Annotated in this window: 15 protein-coding genes, 1 tRNA gene and 1 pseudogene; 7 read left to right on the forward strand and 10 right to left on the reverse strand. The window is 74.5% G+C overall.

Going from position 1 to position 20,114, the window contains the following annotated elements:
- Position 1: 1 nt before the first annotated feature.
- Positions 2–2,155, reverse strand: a complete 2,154-nt coding sequence (locus AB0M76_RS33470) for a hypothetical protein (RefSeq protein WP_365956515.1) — start codon at positions 2,153–2,155, stop codon at positions 2–4.
- Between the two features lie 314 nt (positions 2,156–2,469).
- Here AB0M76_RS33470 and AB0M76_RS33475 point away from each other — a divergent pair, with 314 nt between their 5' ends.
- Together AB0M76_RS33475 and AB0M76_RS33480 are read left to right on the forward strand one after the other, a co-directional pair.
- Positions 2,470–4,530, forward strand: a complete 2,061-nt coding sequence (locus AB0M76_RS33475) for a phosphocholine-specific phospholipase C (protein ID WP_365956516.1) — start codon at positions 2,470–2,472, stop codon at positions 4,528–4,530.
- Positions 4,531–4,580: 50 nt separating this feature from the next.
- A complete protein-coding gene (locus AB0M76_RS33480; RefSeq protein ID WP_365956517.1) occupies positions 4,581–4,826 on the forward strand; it encodes an alpha/beta hydrolase in 246 nt (81 codons plus the stop codon).
- 58 nt (positions 4,827–4,884) lie between these two features.
- Here AB0M76_RS33480 and AB0M76_RS33485 read toward each other — a convergent pair.
- From AB0M76_RS33485 to AB0M76_RS33495, 3 genes are all read right to left on the reverse strand, one after another.
- Positions 4,885–4,957, reverse strand: a tRNA-His gene (locus tag AB0M76_RS33485).
- A 74-nt stretch (positions 4,958–5,031) separates the two neighbouring features.
- A complete protein-coding gene (locus tag AB0M76_RS33490) occupies positions 5,032–5,775 on the reverse strand; it encodes a hypothetical protein (RefSeq protein ID WP_365956518.1) in 744 nt (247 codons plus the stop codon).
- 87 nt (positions 5,776–5,862) lie between these two features.
- Positions 5,863–6,381 carry a hypothetical protein gene (locus AB0M76_RS33495; RefSeq protein WP_365956519.1) on the reverse strand — a complete coding sequence of 173 codons (519 nt, stop codon included), beginning with the start codon at positions 6,379–6,381 and terminating at the stop codon, positions 5,863–5,865.
- Between the two features lie 98 nt (positions 6,382–6,479).
- Here AB0M76_RS33495 and AB0M76_RS33500 point away from each other — a divergent pair, with 98 nt between their 5' ends.
- Both AB0M76_RS33500 and AB0M76_RS33505 read left to right on the forward strand, forming a co-directional pair.
- A complete protein-coding gene (locus AB0M76_RS33500; RefSeq protein ID WP_365956520.1) occupies positions 6,480–7,325 on the forward strand; it encodes a LysR family transcriptional regulator in 846 nt (281 codons plus the stop codon).
- A gap of 229 nt (positions 7,326–7,554) precedes the next feature.
- Entirely contained in the window at positions 7,555–8,676 is a 1,122-nt protein-coding gene (locus AB0M76_RS33505; protein ID WP_365956521.1) for an aminopeptidase P family protein, read from the forward strand.
- A 28-nt stretch (positions 8,677–8,704) separates the two neighbouring features.
- On the opposite strand, the gene AB0M76_RS33510 is transcribed toward AB0M76_RS33505, so the two are convergent.
- A complete protein-coding gene (locus tag AB0M76_RS33510) occupies positions 8,705–9,481 on the reverse strand; it encodes a methyltransferase domain-containing protein (protein ID WP_365956522.1) in 777 nt (258 codons plus the stop codon).
- Between the two features lie 57 nt (positions 9,482–9,538).
- Complete coding sequence (treZ, locus tag AB0M76_RS33515; RefSeq protein WP_365956523.1) at positions 9,539–11,320, reverse strand: malto-oligosyltrehalose trehalohydrolase; 1,782 nt, start codon at positions 11,318–11,320, stop codon at positions 9,539–9,541.
- 111 nt (positions 11,321–11,431) lie between these two features.
- Between treZ and AB0M76_RS33520 the strand changes: the two genes are divergently transcribed.
- Together AB0M76_RS33520 and AB0M76_RS33525 are read left to right on the forward strand one after the other, a co-directional pair.
- Entirely contained in the window at positions 11,432–11,995 is a 564-nt protein-coding gene (locus AB0M76_RS33520; RefSeq protein WP_266662506.1) for a DUF1707 and FHA domain-containing protein, read from the forward strand.
- Positions 11,996–12,049: 54 nt separating this feature from the next.
- Positions 12,050–12,562, forward strand: a complete 513-nt coding sequence (locus AB0M76_RS33525) for a GNAT family N-acetyltransferase (RefSeq protein WP_365956524.1) — start codon at positions 12,050–12,052, stop codon at positions 12,560–12,562.
- On the opposite strand, the gene AB0M76_RS33530 is transcribed toward AB0M76_RS33525, so the two are convergent.
- The 3 genes and pseudogenes from AB0M76_RS33530 to treY all read right to left on the reverse strand — a co-directional run bounded on the left by AB0M76_RS33530 (position 12,552) and on the right by treY (position 16,511).
- A complete protein-coding gene (locus tag AB0M76_RS33530; RefSeq protein ID WP_365956525.1) occupies positions 12,552–13,862 on the reverse strand; it encodes a M14 family zinc carboxypeptidase in 1,311 nt (436 codons plus the stop codon). The two genes, AB0M76_RS33525 and AB0M76_RS33530, sit on opposite strands and share 11 nt — an antisense overlap.
- Before the next feature lie 98 nt (positions 13,863–13,960).
- Positions 13,961–14,170: pseudogene (locus AB0M76_RS33535) on the reverse strand (dihydrolipoyl dehydrogenase); the annotation flags it as partial.
- Positions 14,171–14,177: 7 nt separating this feature from the next.
- Positions 14,178–16,511, reverse strand: a complete 2,334-nt coding sequence (gene treY, locus AB0M76_RS33540) for a malto-oligosyltrehalose synthase (protein WP_365956526.1) — start codon at positions 16,509–16,511, stop codon at positions 14,178–14,180.
- 82 nt (positions 16,512–16,593) lie between these two features.
- Here treY and AB0M76_RS33545 point away from each other — a divergent pair, with 82 nt between their 5' ends.
- A complete protein-coding gene (locus AB0M76_RS33545) occupies positions 16,594–17,949 on the forward strand; it encodes an MFS transporter (RefSeq protein WP_365956527.1) in 1,356 nt (451 codons plus the stop codon).
- Here the strand turns inward: AB0M76_RS33545 and glgX are convergent.
- Positions 17,934–20,048: a glycogen debranching protein GlgX gene (gene glgX, locus AB0M76_RS33550; RefSeq protein WP_365956528.1), complete on the reverse strand. Its 2,115-nt coding sequence runs from the start codon at positions 20,046–20,048 to the stop codon at positions 17,934–17,936. The two genes, AB0M76_RS33545 and glgX, sit on opposite strands and share 16 nt — an antisense overlap.
- Between the last annotated feature and the right edge of the window lie 66 nt (positions 20,049–20,114).

Here is a 20,114-nt window from a genome sequence, read left to right on the forward strand (position 1 = left end):
GTCAGCGGACCACCAGGGAGGTGAGGGAGGGCTCGTCGAGCCGGACGGAGGCGGCACGGCCGCCGAGGAGGAAACCGCGCACGGCGTACGGGCCGCCGGGCGCGCGGGGGACGATCTCACGCTCGACGGTCCCCGAGGCCGCGAGCTCGGCGCCGGTCACCCGGCACAACTCGGCGCCGTCGACCGGCCGGTGAGGACGGGCCGCACCGCCGCCCGCTCCGGCGACGAGGACGAAGTCGGGCAGCCCGGATCCGGGATCCCCGCCGGGCGCGTGGAGGGTCACCCGGAGCACGGCGGGACCGCGGCGCAGCATCCGCCGGGGCCCGGTCAGGAGTTGGTACGCGATGGCCACATCGGCCGGGAGGACGGCCTGCTCGGCGTCGCGGGAGGCGGCCGCGGTCGCGAGCGCGCTGCGCGGGGCGGCGTACGCGGTGACGCGGACGGCGCCGGGGCCGACCGGCAGCTCCAGCCCCTCGCGCAGGAACACGGCCCGTACGACGGGGTGTTCGGTGCGCTCGCCGCCGGACTCGGGGGTGACGGCGACCGTGACCCGGCCGGCGCCGTCGGGCCAGTCGAAGCTGATCCGGGCCCGCCCGGCGGTGGTCCGCCGGACCGTGAGCCCGGTGACCGCCTCCGGGGCCTCGACCGCCACGCCCGGCCCGGCCAGCGCCCGGTCCCCCAGGACGGCCACGGCACTGACGGTGGCCAGCGTGCCGGGCGGAGGCTCGGCGATGCCGTCCGCATCCACCCAGGGCAGCGCCGCCGGCAGTGCGCCGACCGCCAGCTCGGCCCCCTCGGCGGGGACCGCCCCGGGCCACTGCACGAGCCGTACGTCGGCCCCGGCGCCCCCGGCCCACCGGAACTCCAGCCCGCCGACATCGCGGGCGACCGCGCTGAGCCCGACCACCGGCTCGGGCCAGGGATGCACGGTGACGGCGGCCTCGACCCCTCCGGACGCCACCTCGCCCCCCACGCCCGCATACCGACACCGCACCCGCACCACGTACGCCCCGGGCCCCAACCCCTCGGCCCGTACGGCTTCCCGGCCACCCGCCGCGTCGGACGGCGCCGTGGGGCCGAGGTTCGTCGTGCGGCCCTCGGGGTCGGTCAGGGTCACCCGTACGCCGGTCGCGCCGGGCGGGCGGAGCCAGGCGGCTTCGATGCGGGAGCGGCCGTCGGTGAGGCGGAGCTCCGCAACCTCGGGGGCCACGAGCAGCGGGGCACTGACCAGGGGGGCGCCGTCCTCGGCCGGGAGGGCCACGTACCGGACCTCGCGCCCGAGCGGGGCCCGGCAGTCCGTCAGCGGTCCCGCGCCGAGCGGGCCCGGCACCTCCGGGAGCGGTGTGGTGAGCGGCTCGCGCCGGGTCAGCCGGACCACCCGCCAGGTCCCGTCCGGGTCGGCGCCGGGCGGTCTGCGCAGGGCCGCCCCGCCGGGTACGGGCCAGGCCTCCAGCGGCCCGGGGTCCCCGTCGGCCGGGCGGTGGGTGCGGACCAGGCCCCGTACGGCGCGCGGACAGTCCCAGGCCAGCCGGGCCGCCTGCGCGTACGCCGCGGCGGCCTGCTCCGGATCCTCGCGGTCCTCGTACTCCCGGGCCTCGTCCAGCAGCGCGTCGGCGGTCCGTACCCGCCCGGCCAGCTCGGCCAGCCGCCCCGCCAGCAGCGGATCCCCGCCGGCCACCGACGGTGGCAGCACGGCGGCGCTCCGGGCGGCGGCGCGCACCCGCCCGGCCAGCCACGCGTCCTCCAGCCCCTCGGCGGCCGCCCGCTGCGCCGGATCCAGCCGGGAGCTCCCCGCGGCGGCGTGCACCAGGGCCGCCGCCTCGTCGGGGTCGACCCCGAACCCGGCGGCCGTGTCCGGCAACTCCCCCCGGGGGTGGTCGTGGAGCAGCTGCACCAGCTGGTACAGCAGGATCCGCCGCAGCGCGGCCGGATCCCGCTCCTGGATCCCGGCCAGCCGGTCCAGCAGCGCACCGGCATCGGCACCGGCACCCGCACCGGCTCCCGCTCCGGCCCCGCCCCCGGCAGCCCCCCGGGAAGCCCGCAGCCCCCGCAGGGCCCCGGCCCCCACATGGCGCCGCCGCCCCGGCCCTTCGACGGTGAAGATCCCGTCGAGGACTCGGAACCGCCCGCCGGCCGGAACCAGTAACTCGCCCAAGTGGCGTAAGCCCAGGGCCTGTTGCAGTGCAACGAGTTCCCCGTACCGTGCCACCAGCGGAGCAGCCGGCAGGCCGGAAAGCGCGCGGGACCGCCCCAGGGCATGCCCGAACTCGGTCCCCGCCATCTGCTCCGCACCCCCCGTGCAGTGTGTTTGGGAGGTCATTTCAGCAGATGCGCGGACCGTCCGGGAGGTCTTTCCGTTCTCCAGCTGTACCGCGCGGTGTCACGAACTGATCTCCGTCCGGTACCCCGGGACCGCTGTCCTTGGGTCGCCCCTCGACACCCCCCCCTCACTCGCAGAGGTCGTCCCCCATGGCTGAGCTCAATCGCCGCAGGTTCCTGCAGATCGCGGGCGGAACCGCCGCAGCCGCGATGCTGAACGAGAGCATCGCGCGCGCGGCCGCCATCCCGGCACAGGGCAGCACCGGCACCATCCAGGACATCGAGCACATCGTGGTCCTCATGCAGGAGAACCGGTCCTTCGACCAGTACTTCGGCTCGATGAAGGGCGTGCGGGGCTTCGGCGACCCGCGTCCGGTGCTCCAGGACAACGGGAAGTCCGTCTTCTACCAGTCCAACGGCACGAAGGACATCCTCCCCTTCAACCCACAGGTCAACGACCTCGGCATGCAGTTCGTCGAGGGCCTGAACCACGACTGGGCCGGCGGCCACGCCGCGTACAACAACGGCAAGTACGACAAGTGGGTCCCGGCCAAGACGGCCACGACCATGTCGTACATGACGCGGAACGACATCCCGTTCCACTACGCGCTCGCCGACGCCTTCACGGTCTGCGACGCCTACCACTGCTCCTTCATCGGCGCGACCGACCCGAACCGCTACTACATGTGGACGGGCCACACGGGCAACGACGGCACCGGCGGCGGCCCGGTCCTCGGCAACCAGGAGGCCGGCTACGGCTGGAAGACCTACCCGGAGCGCCTGGAGGCGGCCGGGATCTCCTGGAAGATCTACCAGGACATCGGCGACGGCCTGAACGCGGCCGGCTCGTGGGGCTGGATCAGCGACGCCTTCCGCGGCAACTACGGCGACAACTCGCTGCTGTACTTCAACAACTACCGCAACGCCGCGCCCGGCAGCCCCCTGTACGAGAAGGCCCGTACGGGCACCAACGCCAAGGCGGGCGACGGCTACTTCGACAAGCTGCGCGCCGACGTGGTGAACGGCACGCTGCCCCAGGTCTCCTGGATAGCCGCCCCCGAGGCCTTCAGCGAGCACCCGAACTGGCCGGTCAACTTCGGCGCCTGGTACATCTCGCAGGTCCTGGACGCGCTGACCGCGAACCCGGCGGTGTGGGCGAAGACGGCCTTCTTCATCACCTACGACGAGAACGACGGCTTCTTCGACCACGTCGTCCCGCCGTACCCGCCGGCGTCCGCGGCGTGGGGCCTGTCGACGGCCGACGTCTCGAAGGACCTGTACGCCGGGGGCGGCGGCTACGCGGCCGGCCCGTACGGCCTCGGGCCGCGCGTCCCGATGATCGTGGTCTCCCCGTGGAGCAAGGGCGGCTACGTCTGCTCCGAGACCTTCGACCACACCTCGGTGATCCGTTTCATGGAGAAGCGCTTCGGCGTGCAGGAGCCCAACATCTCGCCGTGGCGCCGCGCCGTCTGCGGTGACCTGACCTCGGCGTTCGACTTCTCGAGGGCGGACGCCTCGCCCGCGGCCCTGCCCTCCACGGCGGGCTACATCCCGCCGGACCACAACGCCCACCCGTCCTACCACCCGGTCCCGCCGGCGACGGGTGCCCTGCCCAAGCAGGAGGCGGGCGGCAAGCCCACGCGCGCGCTGGGCTACGCCCCGTACGTGGACGGCAAGGCCACGGTCTCCACGGGCAAGTTCACCCTGACCTTCTCCTCCGGCCCCACCCTCGGCGCCCACTTCCACAGCACCTCGGGCAACCGGACGGACGGCCCCTGGCCCTACACGGTCGAGGCGGGCAAGACCCTTGCCGACACCTGGAGCACCAGCAGCTCCACCGGCAACCAGATCAACCTGACGGTCTGGGGCCCGAACGGGTTCCTGCGCACATGGAAGGGCCCGGCGAAGAAGGCGGGCCCGGAGGCCACGGCCCGCCACGACGCAGCAACCGGCAACCTGAAGCTGACGCTGACCAACTCCGGCTCGGCGGCGGTCAACCTGACGGTGACCAACACCTATGGCGGCGCGGCCCAGACCCTCCGCGTCGCGGCGGGCGGCACGGCCACGTACACGGCGGACCTGAACACGACGGGCCGCTGGTACGACGTGAAGGTCGTCTCCGACGCGGACAGCACCTTCCTCCGCCGCTTCGCAGGCCACGTCGAAACGGGCGCCCCGGGCCTCTCCGACCCGGCGATCAAGACCGTCTGACGCGGTCGTCCGGTGTGCGCAGCAGCCGCCGTTCCAGGACCGGGAGGTCGGTGGCCGCGTACCTCGCGAGCTGGCAGCCGCTGGACCTGTCCGCCGCCGTGAAGGGCAGTACGGTCCCGGTGCTGGTCCTCGTCGGGGAGTACGACCTGGCCCTCACCCCCGAGGTGATGCAGGCCACCTGGCAGGTCTCGTACCCCAACTGCCGGGTCCACCCCGTCCCCGGCGCCGGGCACTACCCGCCCCACGAGACCCCGGTCGCCTTCGCCGCGGCGGTGGAGGCGTTCCTGCGGGGGTAGCGGGAGGACACGAAAAAGCCCCTGGGGTACGAGGAGACCTCGTACCCCAGGGGATCAGGGTGAGTGACGGGACTTGAACCCGCGGCCACCTGGACCACAACCAGGTGCTCTACCAACTGAGCTACACCCACCACGAAGGGCGGCGGACCGCCCGTTCGATGTGCATGCACAGCATAGCTGATCAGGAGGGTGGTCCCGCCACGCGTTATCCGGCCGCGGCGTGCGCGACGGCCGCCGCCGCGCACGCCTTCACGACGGGGTGTGGGCGCCTTCCGTCCCCGGACAGCTCGGGCTGGAACAGCGTGGCCAGGAAGAAGGGATGTCCCGGCAGCTCCGCGATGCGCGCCTGCCCGTCCTCGTCGTGCCCCGACAGCCGCAGCCCGTGGGCGGTGAGCACCGGCAGGTACCGCGGCTCCGGACCGTAGCTGCAGTGGTAGCGCTCCATGGACCGCTCCGCGCCGAGCACGGACTCGGCGAGCGACCCGGGCTCGGCCCGTACGAGGCCCTCGTGGCCGACGAGCGAACAGGCGAGCGGGGCGATCAGCAGCTCCTCGGCCCCGGGGTCGTTCTCGGCGTGCGCGACGCCGGCCAGCCCGCAGACCGAGCGGGCGTACTCCAGCAGTGCGTGCTGGAAGCCGCCGCAGGTCCCGAGGAACGGGATGCCCTCCTCCCGCGCGACCCGGATCGCGGCGAGCGCCCCCGCCTCGCTGGCGTACGGGCTGCCGGGCAGCAGCCAGATCGCGTCGAACCGGGCCAGGGCCCCGGAGGCGGCCTCGGCCGCGGCGTCGCCCGTGGGGATCCAGTACGCATCGAGGACGAGCCCGTCGCGGGAGGCGAGGGCGTCGAGGAGCCCGGGGATGCGGGTGTGGGACTTCACGTGCGGGGAGCGGTCGCCGACGAGGGCGACCCGTGCGGGCCGGGTGGTCCGTGCAGTGGTCATACCGGTCATCCTGCGACCCGGCCGCGGTTCAGCGCCAACGATTGTTCCTGCATGTTCGATCAGCAGATCTGATCGATGTCTCAGTACTTCAGTGCTTCAGTGCTTCAGTGCGGCCTTGGTGGCGACGAGGATCAGGCCGAGGAAAAGGTTGACGACCCCCTCGGCGGCCAGCTGGCCGCGGGTGGCACCGGCGCGGGCGGCGCCGAGGCACGCCCAGATGACCTGCTGCGCCACCGCCACGCTCATGGCCAGCCACGCCGTCCCCACGTAGTCCAGTCCGAGGAGACCGCTGAGGACCACGGCGGCCGCGGGCAGGGCGGCGGCCTCGACGATGGGCCACTCGTGCAGGGCGACCCGGCGAATCTCGTGCCGGCTCCACGGCTGGCCGACCAGCCGTTCCCCCGCGAGCTCGGCGTACACGTGGGTGGCCCAGAACACCAGACCCGTGATGAGCAGGAGGAGTACGAGGTGAAGCCGCGGACGGTCTCCGACGGTACTTGCGGTGGCCACCACGGAGGTGGCGAGGAGGGAGCCGTACACGGCGCCGGCGGAGTCGGTCCGGGATGCGCGCCGTGGCCTGCTGCGGCCTGCGGACGGGCCACTGGGGATGCTCACCCCGTCCACGATAGGGACGCCGCGGCCCACCGCCGGCCGGGCGCGCCGGGCGGCGGACCCCCGGGCGCGGGCCGCCCGGCCGGTGGCACGCTGGCGCCATGGATCCGCACCTGCTCCGTACCTTCGTCGCCGTCGCCCGGCTGTCCTCCTTCTCCGCCGCCGCCCGCGAGCTCGGCTACACCCAGTCCGCCGTGTCCCAGCACATCGCCGCCCTCGAGGGAGACCTGCGTGCCGAGCTCCTCACGCGGCGGCCCGTGGAGCCGACCCCGGCCGGGGTGCGGCTGCTGGAACACGCCGGGCCGCTGCTGCTGCGGCTCGAAGCGGCCCGGGCCGATGTGCTGCGGCTGGCCGCCGCGCCGCCCGGGCAGGTCACCCTCGCCGCGTCCCCGCTCTGCGTCGGGCCCCGGCTGCTGGCCGCACTGCCGGCCACCGGGGTGGCCCTGCGGGTGCTGCCGGCCGCCGAGGTGCCGGCCGCCGTCGCCACCGGCGGCTGCGACCTCGGCCTGGTCGACGGCCTCGCCGCGCCCAGCGACCCGCTGCGGCTGCCCGACGTGGCCCCGCTCACCGTGACCGGCGCCGGCGAGGAGGAGCTCGCCGTACTGCTCCCGGCCGGGCACCCGTTCGCGGGCCGGGCCGCGCTCCGGCTGGACGACCTCGCCGACGCCCGCTGGATCGACGCGCCCGGCGCGGCGCCTCTGCCCGCCGCCGTACGGACCGCTCCGGCCCTGCGCTACGACGGCACCGACCTGCACGCCCTGTGCGCCCTCGCCGCCGCCGGGCACGGCTTGGTCCTGCTGCCCCGCCGGGTGGCCCAGGCCGCCGGGGCCGGGGTCGCCGTACCGCTGTCCGACCCGCGCCTGGTGCACCGTACGGAACTCCTCGCCCCCGGCACCCCCACCCCCGCAGCCGCCGCCCTCGCCGCCCGCCTCACCGCGGCGCGGTAGGGGGGTGTCTCGCCGGCCAGGCCGGGCTCGCGGCGTCCGGCACCGCGGCTCGCCGCGTTCTCGTCGGTCGCCGACGTCCCCCGGCTACCGCTGGGAGGTGCCCCCACCGCGTCGACTCTCTCCTCGGCCTTGCGATCCACGGCACCAGGCGCCGCTCCCTGATCCGGCCTGACCGGCAAGACACCCCCAACCACTCGCGCGCGGCCGGGCGCGGCGGCAGGATCGCAGCATGGACCTCGAACCCGATCCGTTCACGCACGCCGACTACGCCGCCCGGATGGCAGCCGCCGCACAGAGCGCCGCCGACGCCGGGCTGGCCGGGCTGCTCATCGCCCCCGGGCCCGACCTCGCCCACCTCACCGGCTACCGGCCGATCGGCACCGAGCGGCTGACCCTGCTCGTGCTCGCCGCCGGGCAGGAGCCCGTCCTCGTCGTGCCCGCCCTGGAGGCCCCCGACGCGGCCAAGGCCCCCGGGGCTCCCGCGCTGACCCTGCGCGACTGGGCCGACGGGAAGAACCCGTACGGCGTCACCGCGCCGCTCCTCGACGTCGGCGGCCGCTTCGGGGTCAGCGACAACACCTGGGCGATGCATCTGCTCGGCCTCCAGAGGGAGTTGCCGGCCACCTCGTACGCCCCGCTCACCGACGTCCTGCCGATGCTCCGCGCGGTCAAGGACCAGCGGGAGCTGGAACGGCTCGAGGCGGCCGGCGCGGCGGCCGACGCCGCGTACGCGCAGATCCTCAAGGTCCCCTTCGCGGGACGCCGGGAGACCGACATCGCCGCCGACCTGGCCGCGCTGCTGCGCGAGCACGGCCACTCCCAGGTGGACTTCACGGTCGTCGGATCCGGCCCCAACGGGGCCAACCCGCACCACGAGGCCGGCGAGCGCACCATCGGGCACGGCGACATGGTGGTCCTCGACTTCGGCGGGCTCAAGCACGGCTACGGCTCCGACATCTCGCGCACCGTGCACGTCGGCGAGCCGAGCGCCGAGGAGCAGCGCGTCCACGACATCGTCCGCGAGGCCCAGCAGGCCGCCTCCGCGGCGGTCCGCCCGGGCATCGCCTGCCAGGACGTGGACCGGGCGGCCCGCGCGGTGATCACCGAGTTCGGCTACGGCGACCGGTTCATCCACCGCACGGGCCACGGCATCGGCGTGACCACCCACGAGCCCCCGTACATGGTCGAGGGCGAGGAGCAGCCCCTGGTCCCCGGGATGTGCTTCTCCGTGGAGCCGGGCATCTACCTGCCCGGCCGCTTCGGGGTGCGCATCGAGGACATCGTGACGGTCACCGAGGACGGCGGCCGCAGCTTCAACAACGCCCCGCGCGAGCTGGCCGTCGTCGAGTAGGGGCAGGAGCAGGCAGGAGTCCGCGCGGTCACAACTCCCCGGCGACGACCAGGCGGTAGCCGTAGTCCACGCTCTCCTGCCCGAGCAGGTGGGCGTGGCGCCGCTGCCAGGCCCCGGAGGCCAGGTCCGCGCGGAGCCGTTCCATCGCCGGCTCCACCACGGAGGGCGGCAGCGTCGCGAAGGTCGAGCTGGCCGCCCGTACGGCCGGGTCGAGATAGGCCTCCGGCCGGCGCCAGTGGGCGGTCTGGAGGCCGTCCGTGAAGTCGTGCGGGATGGGGAACGGCAGCACGGTGTGCGCGTCCAGCGCCTCCACGACCTCCGCCACCGGTGTGAAGCGCGCCTGGTCCAACTCCCGGATCTCCGGCAGGTATTCGTCCACGATCCACAGCTCGGGCCGGTGCTCGGGATCCCAGGTGAAGACGGCCTGTCGGCGCGAGACCCGGCGCAGCTCGCCGAGCCCGCGGTGCAGGTCGGGCCAGTGGTGCACGGTCAGGACCGCCATGGCGGCGTCGAAGGCGCCGTCGGCGAACGGCAGTTCCTCCGCGCCCGCCTTCACCTTCCGTCGGCCGGGATGCTGGTCGAGCATCACCTGCGACGGGTCGACGGCCGTGACCTCGGCGTCCTCCGGCTCGTACGACCCGGCCCCGGCCCCGGCGCCGACGTTGACGACGGTGCGCGCGCCGCCCAGCGCCTGCCGGATCAGCGCGCCCAGCCGGGGATCGGGCCGCCGTACCTGCTTGTAGCCGATCCCGATGCGGTCGTACGCGGCCGTCGGTCCGTTGCCCTCATCCAGTACCTGTTCCATGGGCCGACTCCATCAAATCGGGCCCGATGTGATCAAGTACTTCCCCAGTGAGGTGAGTTACGGCCCCAGCAGCACCACCGACTCGCCCGGTACGTGGACGCGCCCGTCCGGGCCCGGGTGCTCGACGGGTTCCCAGGAGGCCAGGACCCGGACCCCGTTGCGGCCGAGGGCGATGGTCACCGGGTCGGGGGAGAGGTTCACCGCCACCCTTACGTCGCCCCGCCGGAACGTCACCCAGCGGCGCTCCTCGTCGTACGCCACGCGGACCGCGGCCAGGTCCGGATCCCGCAGGTCCGGGTGGGTGCGCCGGAGGGTGATCAGGGTCCGGTACCAGGCCAGCAGCCGGTCGTGCGGTGCGCGCTCCGGCTCCGCCCAGTCCAGGCACGAGCGGTCCCGGGTGGCCGGGTCCTGCGGGTCCGGGATCTCTCCCCCAGCTACCGCTGGGGGGACCCCCACGGCCTTCCAGCCGTGCGCCGCGAACTCCCGGCGCCGGCCGCTGCGTACCGCCTCGGCGAGCTCCGGGTCCGGGTGGTCGGTGAAGTACTGCCACGGCGTGCCCGCGGCCCACTCCTCGCCCATGAACAGCATCGGCACGAACGGCCCGGTCAGCGCCAGCGCCGCACCGCAGGCCAGCAGCCCGGGGGAGAGCGAGCCCGCGAGCCGGTCGCCGAGGGCCCGGTTGCCGATCTGGTCGTGGGTCTGCGTGTAGCCGAGGAAGCGGTGCGCGGGCGTGCGGCGCCGGTCCACCGGGCGGCCGTGGCTGCGGCCCCGGAAGGAGGACCAGGTGCCGTCGTGGAAGAAGGCCCGGGTCATGGTCTTGGCCAGGGCGGCGAGCGGCGCCTCGGCGAAATCGGCGTAGTACGCCTGGGACTCACCGGTCAGCGCACAGTGCAGGGCGTGGTGGAAGTCGTCGTTCCACTGGGCGTGCAGGCCCAGGCCCCCGGCGGCGCGCGGGGTCGTGGTGCGCGGATCGCACCGGTCGGACTCCGCGATCAGGAACAGCGGGCGCCCGCTCTCGGCGGCGAGCTCGTCCACGGCTGCGGACAGCTCCTCCAGGAAGGTCAGCGCCCGGCCGTCGGCGAGCGCGTGCACGGCGTCCAGCCGGAGCCCGTCGATCCGGTAGTCCCGCAGCCAGGCCAGGGCGCTGCCCAGCAGGTACGCGCGCACCTCGTCGGAGCCGGCCGCGTCCAGGTTGACCGCCGCGCCCCACGGGGTGTGGTGGGTGTCCGTGAAGTACGGGCCGAAGGCCGGGAGGTGGTTGCCGGAGGGGCCCAGGTGGTTGTGGACCACGTCCAGCACCACCCCCAGCCCGGCCGCGTGGGCCGCGTCCACGAACCGGGCGAGCCCGGCCGGGCCGCCGTACGGCTCGTGCACCGCCCACGGCGCGACCCCGTCGTACCCCCACCCGTGCCGGCCGGGGAACGGGCAGACCGGCATCAGCTCCACGTGCGTGACCCCGAGCGCGGTGAGGTGCCCGAGGCGGGCGGCGGCCGCGTCGAAGGTGCCCTCGGGGGTGAACGTGCCGATGTGCAGCTCGTAGAGGACCGCGTCCTGGAGCCGCGTCCCGGGCGCCGGGGCCTGCGGGGTGAGTGGCTCGAAATCCACCACCGCCGAGAGGCCGTCCGGCCCGTCCGGCAGCCGCCGACCCCGCGGGTCGGGTCGTACGAGCCCTTCCCCAGGGGCCACGCCCAGCAGGAATCCGTACCGGTCCCCGTCGGCTGCCGGGGCCTCGGCGAGCCACCAGCCCGCCCGGTCGGGATCGCGTGCCATCTCGTACGTCGCGTCGCCGAGCCGCAGCGCGACCCGGTCTGTCAGCGGTGCCCACACCTCGAACTGCACGGACGGTTCCCCTCGTCTGCGGCGGTACCCGGAACGTGTGCCTGCCCCATCATCGCGGGACGGCCGGAGGAGTTCTGGACACTCCGGCCCTGACGGGCCGACAATCACCCTGTGACGTCGAGTTTCGAGTTCCCCGCCTTCCCGGTACCGCGCCTGTCCGACGCGGAGCGCGACCGGGCGCTGGAGCAGCTCCGCGAGGGTGCGGCCCTCGGGAAGCTGTCCCACGACACGTTCCTGCGCCGTATGGAACTCGCCCTGGTCGCCCGCCGCTCCGAGGACCTCGTGGTCCTCACCGCAGACCTCGAGAACCGCGGGAGCGGCGAGGGCCCGTGGACGCGTCGCGTCTTCGCCTGGGTGGGCCGCGCCTCGGCCGTGTCCGCCGGCGTCCGGCGGGCGTGGACCGCCGAGCGGCTGCCCAAACTGCTGCTGCCGCACCCGAGCGCGCGGGCCCTGCGGATCGGCCGCGACCCCGGCAACGGGCTGCGGCTCACCGACGAGACCGTGTCCCGCGTGCATGCCGAGCTCGGGCTGCGCGACGGGGTGTGGGTGCTCACCGACCTCGGCTCCTCCAACGGCACCACGGTCAACGGACGCCGGGTGACCGGCTCGGTTGCGGTCCGGGCCGGTGACCAGATCGGCTTCGGCCGGATGAACTTCCGGCTGTCCTCCAGCTAAGCGGCCTCGGGCCTGCCCGGCTCGCGGATCTTGCCGGGGCCGATGATGGGGTCCATGGAACACGGAGACCCGAAGGACCCGAAGGAACACCCGCCCGTCGTGCGCCCCGCGCGCCCCGAGGACCTGCCCCGCCTCGTCGAACTCGTCCACGAGCACGTCGCGTACGAGAAGTCCGCGCCCCGGCCCGCGGACCTGGCCGACCGGCTCGGGCCGCAGCTTTTCGCCGAGGGCGCCCGCCTGTGGGTGCTGCTGGCCGAGGCGCCGGACGGCTCGGTCGCCGGATATGCCGCCTGCTCCGCCGAGTTCGCGTTCTGGGACGCCCGGCACTACCTCCACATGGACTGCCTCTACCTTGCCGAGGAGGCCCGCGGGCACGGCCTCGGCGCCGCCCTGATGGGCGGCGTGGCAGGCCTCGCCCGCGAGCTCGGCCTCGACCAGGTCCAGTGGCAGACCCCGGACTGGAACGAGGGCGCGATCCGCTTCTACGACCGGCTCGGCGCCACGGGCGCGCCCAAGCGCCGGTACACCCTGTCCGTACCCGTCGCGGCGGCAGCCTCTACGCATTGACCGTCCCGGCCGCCACGAGCCGTTCGTAGGCCGCCAGGACGGTACGGGTCTGGTGCTCGACCTGGTTGGCCACCGGGACCCGGCGCGCCTGGAACCGGGCGGCGAACTCCTCGCACCAGCCGGTGACGAGCCGGTCCAGCCCGGGCGCCGCCGGGTGGCCCTGGGCCCGGAGCACCCGCAGCAGCATCGCGGCGGCGCGCAGCGACAGGCGCCGCCCGAAGGCGTCGATGCTGCCGATGGAGGCCGCCGTGGCCTCGGCGGGGGCCCCGGGGCCGGTCCACTCCACGGTGATCCGGGGGATCAGGGCGAGCGTCCAGTCGACGGCGCGAAGCAGCGCGGCCGCATCGGGGTCCCCGCCGGGGCCCGCGCCGGGGCCCGCTCCGGGCTCCGAGGCCCCGGGTACCCGGTCCCGTACGCGGGCCACGAGCGCGGCGTCGGCGGTGAGCCGCCCCGCCAGGAGCCGCAGGGCGCCGCGCGGGTCCGGATGCGGGGCGGGGTCGTCCACCAGGTCCGAGGCCCACATGGGGACTTCGACGATGGCGGTGGTCCCGGCGTACCGGTGGGCGTGGTACCAGGTGCTGAGCCGGGTGTCCTCCGGGTGGAACGCCCCGGCGGGGTCGGCCCCGGGCTGCGGCATCACGAAGATCCCGGGCCCGGGGGAGGGCCAGCCGGCCGCGTCCGAGGCCCCGGTCTCCACCGGGATCCGCAGCTCGGCTGCCGATTTGGCGAACGGCTCCGCGAGGCCCGGTATGTCCCGGGTCAGCTGAACCCAGGACCCGCCGAGGTCGGTGCCGTGGAGCGAGACCTGGAGGACGGGCCGCAGCTCGTCGATGAGGGCCGTCAGGGCCAGGGTCTCGGGCGGCAGCCGGTCCGGAGGCAGTAAAGACGGCGCCCACTCGGGCTGTTCCGGACCGGGGGGCCGGAAGAAGTTCCGGTGGTAGTCGAGCAGGGAGTACGGGCGGGGCGTGCGGTGCAGGGCCGCCCCGTCGGGATCGGCGCACAGCAGGAAGTGCCAGCCCCGCCCGGCGCGGATCGCCGGTTCGTGGAGGACGCGCCGGGCCAGCGCGAGCGCGGTGGCACCGCCGACGGGCTCGTTGGCGTGGGCCCCGGCGACGACGAGCACGCCCGCGCGCTGCGGGCGGCCGCTCGGCTCGACGGAGAGCAGCCACAGGGGCCGGCCGCCCCGGGAGGTGCCGGCCTGGCGGAGCCGGGCCGGGCCGGGGTGCTCGTCCGCCAGCACGCGGGCGGCCAGCGCGAGCTCGGACGGTGTGGGGTAGCACATGTCACGGAGGATGGTCACGTCTGATGCAATGCCCGCCGCGCACGCCCCCTACTGCTCCGCGCGCCCCACACTTCCCGGAAACCCCTGGCCAACGCCTTGCCGGGGCGGCCCGTCGGCTACTGCTGGTGGAGTCCGCGGCCGGCCAGGGACAGGAAGGCCTCACCCACCGCCTCCGACAACGTCGGATGGGCGTGGACGTGGCGGGCCACGTCCCCCGGCTCCGCCTCCCGGCCCACGATCAGCCGGCTCTCCGCGATCACCTCCGACACGTGCGGCCCCACCAGGTGGACGCCCAGCACCCGCCCGCCCCGCTCGGCGACCACCTTCGCCGGGCTACTCGTCTCCCAGGCCGCCGTCGCGCAGCAGGACGGCGACCGGGCGGGCCGAGAGCAGGTCCGCCAGCCGCACCTCGCCCTCGTACGAGGCCCCCCGGTCCAGGAGCACCGTCCAGCGACCCGGCGGGAGGGCCAGGGCCGTGTCCCGCCAGCCGCCGGCCGCGGCCAGCCGGTACGAGAGCCGGGTGGCGGCCGCGACCAGCCCGGCCGGGCGGGCGAAGGCCAGGCAGTGCTCCGCCGCCGGGCCCCGGGCGGCGAGGGGGGCGTAGCCGGTGAACAGCTCGGGCCGGTTCCGGCGCAGCCGCAGCAGGGCGGCCGTCAGCGCGAGCTTCTCCTCCGCCTGCCCCTGCGGTCCGGCTCCCGCGTCCAGCCGGGCCAGGGCCTCGCGGGGGAACCGGGCCGGGCGCCGGTTGTCGGGGTCGACCAGGGCCCGGTACTCCGTCTCGGCCCCCTGGTAGACCTCCGGGACCCCGGGCATCGCCAGGTGCAGCAACGCCATGCCGAGCAGGTTCGCCCGGGCCGCCCCGGCCAGCTCCGCCAGCTCCGCCAGCTCCGCCGGCTCCGCGGGCTCCTCCGGATCCGGGAGGTATCCCGCCACGGAGGCCTCGTACGCCGGGTCCTGGTCGGTCCAGCTCGTGTGCAGGGCCGCTTCGCGGACGGCCTTGAGGAGCGCCTGTACGAGGCGCTCGGCGCGCTCCGGGACCTCCCCGAGGCCGAGCGCCGTCTGCCGGGCCACCCAGGCGAGTTGGGGATCGGGACCGGCGGGCCGGCCCATCAGCTCGGGAGCCTGGGAGAGAGTCGAGATGCGGGCCCGGACGTCCGCGCTCCGCTTGGTGTCGTGCGTGGACAGCACCGTCCCGGAGCCCGGCCAGTCCCGGTCGAGGGCGGCGCAGTACGCGTGGAACTCGGCGGGCGAGACCGCCGGTTGCCCGGGGTCCCCGCCGACCTCGGTGGCCGACAGCAGCGGGGCGTGGCGGTAGAAGGCCCGGTCCTCCAGGGACTTGGCCCGCAGGGCCGCCGAGGTCTGGGCGAAGCGCGCCGCGAAGGCGGGATCGCCCAGCACGAGGTCCCGTACGCCGGCCACCGCGCCCGGACCGGCCGTCGCGGCGGCCTCCGCCAGGGCCTGCGGGTCGAGCTCGGGCTCGCCGGGGTACGGCCGGTAGACCGGATAGGCGATCAGCAACTCCCGTACACCAGCCGCGAGTTCCGGACCGGCGGCCCGCTCCAGGGCTGCCAGCTCGGCGGCCAGGTCGCCGGTCAGCACGTCCCGCGCACACGCCCGAGCCGTCTGCTCCCAGTCCGGTGTCCCGGTGAACTCCACGTACCGCCGGGTCAGTTCCGGGGCGCCCGCCGGGTCGGTGAACACCCCGTCCACCCGGCGCAGCGCGTCGTACCCGGTGGTCCCCGCCACCGGCCAGCCGGGCGGCAGCCGCTCCTGCCGGGCCAGGATCTTCTCCACCACCACCCAGCAGTCCCCGCCCACGGCCGCCCGCAGCCGCCGCAGGTACCCCTCCGGATCCGCCAGCCCGTCCACGTGGTCGATCCGCAGTCCCCCGGCCACCCCGTCCCGCACCAGCTCCAGCACCTTGGCGTGCGTCGCCGCGAACACCTCCGGGTCCTCCACCCGGACCCCGATCAGCTCCGAGATGGTGAAGAACCGCCGGTAGTTGAGGCCCGTCCGGGCCTCCCGCCACCAAGCCGGCCGGTACCACTGCGCGGCCAGCAGCTCCGGCGCGGCGAGCCCGTCCGTGCCCTCCCGCAGCGGAAACTCCAGCTCCCCGTGGCGCAGCACCCCGCCGTCCCGGTCGACCGTGAACGCGCCGGGCTCGGGCGGCCCCGGGAGCACCGGCAGCAGTACCTGGCCGCCGCCCGCCTCCCAGTCGATGTCGAACCAGCGCGCGTACGGCGACTGCGGCCCCTCCCGCAGCACCTCCCACAGGGGCCGGTTCAGCCGCAGCGGGGACGGCACCGCCATGTGGTTGGGCACGATGTCCAGCACCAGACCGAGCCCGTGCCCCCGGGCGGCCGCGGCCAGCGCCCGCAGCCCCGGCTCGCCGCCGAGCTCGGCCCGCACCACGGAGTGGTCGGTGACGTCGTACCCGTGCGCCGAGCCGGGGACCGCCTCCAGCACCGGCGAGAGGTGCAGGTGCGACACGCCGAGCGAGGCGAGGTACGGTACGGCTGCCTCGGCCGCCGCGAAGGGGAACTCCGGTCGCAGTTGAAGGCGGTACGTCGACGACGGCACCGCAGCTGATGGGGCCGCAGGTGGCGCCGGAGTGACGGCTGCCAGAACATCAGATTCCGTTTGGCTGCGCGGGTACGGCTGGCTCATGAGAACGTACGTACCCACCTTCCAGGATTCCGTGCCATGACCCAATGCATCCGGGTGACTGCACCGCGTTAGGGTCGATCAAGTGGCCGGAACCGTCAACACCTATCGAAGAGTCATCGCCCTCACCGGGCCCCTACTCCCGCTCCTCTCCTTCCTCGCGCGACTCCCCGTTGCGATGTCCCAGTTCGGGAGCGTGCTGCTGGTCGCCGAGACCAGCGGCTCCCTCGCCACCGCCGGCATCGTCGGCGGCACCCTCTCCGCCGGACAGGTGGTCTTCGGGCCCGTCCTGGGCCGGCTCGCCGACCGGTACGGGCAGCGGGCCGTGGTCCTGACCGCCGCCGCGGTCAACGCGGTCGCCACCGGCGCCCTGGTCGCCGGGGCCCTCGGGGGCCTCGCCACCGCCCCGCTCGCCGCGATCGGCGCCGTCACCGGAGCCTCCGTACCGCTGATCGGACCACTCGCCCGGACCCGCTCCGTGGCCCTCGCCCACCGTGCCGAGGCCGACGAGGGCGTGGTGGGCGCCGTCCATTCGCTCGAAGGCACCCTCGACGAGGTCTCCTTCGTCTTCGGACCGGCCCTCGTCGGACTCGCCGCGCTCGTCGCGCACCCCGCGATCGCCCTCGGCGGGGCCGCCGCCCTCATCGCCGTCTTCGGCACCGCCTTCGCCCTGCACCCGACCGCCGCCGTCACGGCCGGGGCGGGAGCGAAGGGGCGCGCCCCGCGGGGGCGGGGCGCCCCAGGAGGTGACGCCGATGCCCCTGCCGGCGTCGAGCGCCGCAGTCGGCAGCCGCGTGTCGTGTACGCCGTACGGGGCTCCCTACTGCTCCAGGGCGCCATGTTCGGCGCCTGCCAGGCCGGAATCGCCGCCCTCACCGCTCGTTTGGGCGTCCCCGGCCAGGCAGGCATCGTCTACGCCGCCATGGGCGTCGTCAGCGCCGCCGTGGGCCTCGCCCTCGGGGCGCTGCCCGCCCGAATCGGGCTGAGGCTGCGCTGGCGGGCGGCCACCGCCGCCGCGCTGGTGCTCTCCGTACCGCTGCTCTTCACCGACACCCTGTGGCCCCTGTATGCGGTCGTCACCGTGCTCGGGGCCGCCTACGCCCCCCACCTGATCACCGCGTTCGCGCTGACCGAGCGGGTCGTGGAGCCGGCCCGGCTCGCCGAGGCCACGGCCTTCGCCGCCAGCTCGCTCGTGGCCGGGCAGGCCGCCGCGCTCGCCGCCTCCGGACGGCTCGCCGAGTCGTACGGGCCCGCCGGGGCCTTCGCCGTGGCCGTCGGGGCGGCCGCACTGTCCCTGCTCCTCGCCCTGGTCACCCGGGTGCCGGCCGCCCGTACGCACCCCGCCGCGCCGAAGGTCTTCATCCCGGCGCAGCAGACCGCCTCCCCGAACGTGACCGGGAGCCCGTCGGGCCCGTCCGGTTCCTCCTACGCCGGGCGCTGAAGCACCACCAGACACCGCCCTGTCAGCGCCACCCGGTCCCCGGCCGCATATTGCGGTCCGGTGCCGGGTGGCAGTACGTCCGGCCGCGCCGTGTCCACGACCAGCCGCCACTGCGCCCCGTGCCCGGCCGGGACGGTGAAGTCCTGTGGATCGGCGCCCGCGTTGAACATCAGCAGGAACGAGTCGTCCGTGATCCGCTCCCCGCGCGCGCCCGGCTCGGAGATCGCCTCCCCGTTGAGGAACACCGTCAGCGAGCGCGCGTGCTGCGCCTGCCAGTCGCGGGCCCGCATCGGCTCCCCGTGCGGGGTGAACCAGGCGATGTCGGAGAGCTCGTCGTTGGTCCCCTCCACCGGCCGCCCGTGGAAGAACCGGCGCCGCCGGAACACCGGGTGGTCGCGCCGCAGCCACACCATCCGCCGGGTGAACTCCAGCAGGGAGGGCGCCGGCTTGCCCGGCTCGGGCCAGTTGACCCACGACAGCTCGTTGTCCTGGCAGTAGGCGTTGTTGTTGCCGCCCTGCGAGCGCGCGAACTCGTCGCCGTGGCTGAGCATCGGCACGCCCTGCGAGAGCATCAGGGTGGCCGTGAAGTTGCGCATCTGGCGCTCGCGCAGCTCCTGGACCTCCGGGTCCTCCGTCGGCCCCTCGACCCCGCAGTTCCAGGACCGGTTGTGGGTCTCCCCGTCCCGATTGCCCTCGCGGTTTCCCTCGTTGTGCTTCTCGTCGTACGAGACGAGGTCGTTCAGGGTGAAACCGTCGTGGCAGGTGGTGAAGTTGATGGACGCCAGCGGGCGGCGGCCGTCGTCCTGGTAGAGGTCCGAGGAGCCGGTCAGCCGCCCCGCGAACTCCGCGAGCGTTCGCGGCTGCCCGCGCCACAAGTCCCGCACGGTGTCCCGGTACTTGCCGTTCCACTCGGTCCACAGCGGCGGGAAGTTCCCCACCTGGTAGCCGCCCTCGCCCAGGTCCCAGGGCTCCGCGATCAGCTTCACCTGGCTGACCACCGGATCCTGCTGGACCAGGTCGAAGAACGAGGACAGCCGGTCCACCTCGTGGAACTGCCGGGCGAGCGTCGCGGCGAGGTCGAAGCGGAACCCGTCCACATGCATCTCGGTGACCCAGTACCGCAGCGAGTCCATGATCAGCTGGAGCACGTGCGGCGAGCGCATGAGCAGTGAGTTCCCGGTCCCGGTCGTGTCCATGTAGTGCCGGGGATCGTCCGCGAGGCGGTAGTACGAAGCGTTGTCGAGCCCCCGGAAGGACAGCGTCGGGCCCAGGTGGTTGCCCTCGGCGGTGTGGTTGTAGACCACGTCGAGGATCACCTCGATCCCGGCCTCGTGCAGGGCCCGCACCGCCGACTTGAACTCCAGCACCTGCTGCCCCCGGTCACCGGAGGCGTAGCCGTTGTGCGGGGCGAAGAAGCCGATCGTGTTGTAGCCCCAGTAGTTGCTCAGCCCGTCGTCGACCAGCCGGTGGTCGTTCACGTACTGGTGCACCGGCATCAGCTCCAGCGCCGTCACCCCGAGCTTGCTGAGGTGCCCGATGACCGCCGGGTGAGCGAGGGCCCCGTACGTGCCGCGCAGCTCCTCGGGCAGATCAGGGTGACGCATGGTCAGACCCTTGACGTGCGCCTCGTACAGCACGGTGTGGTGGTACTCGTGGCGCGGCGGGCGGTCGTTCGCCCAGTCGAAGTACGGATTGACGACGACCGAACTCATCGTGTGCGGAGCCGAGTCGAGGTCGTTGCGCGAATCCGGCCGGCCGAAGTGGTAGCCGTACACCTCCTCACCCCAGTCGACACTGCCCGCGACGGCCCGTGCGTACGGGTCCAGCAGCAGCTTGGCCGCGTTGCAGCGCTGCCCGCGCTCGGGCTCGTACGGGCCGTGCACGCGGAAGCCGTAGCGCTGCCCCGGCATCACCCCGGGCAGGTAGGCGTGGCGCACGAAGGCATCCGTCTCGCGCAGTTCGACGGCGGTCTCCGAGCCGTCCTCGTGGAGCAGGCACAGTTCGATGCGTCGGGCGGCCTCGGAGTAGACCGCGAAATTGGTGCCGGCGCCGTCGTACGTGGCGCCGAGCGGATACGCCTGTCCCGGCCAGACCTGCATGGATACGACTCTTCCCCTCGTTCCCCCGGCTGTCGGGCTGATGGTTCGGGCTGATCCGGCGTGGAC

The organism is Streptomyces sp. NPDC051364 (genome assembly GCF_040682115.1).
Taxonomy (GTDB): Bacteria; Actinomycetota; Actinomycetes; order Streptomycetales; family Streptomycetaceae; genus Streptomyces.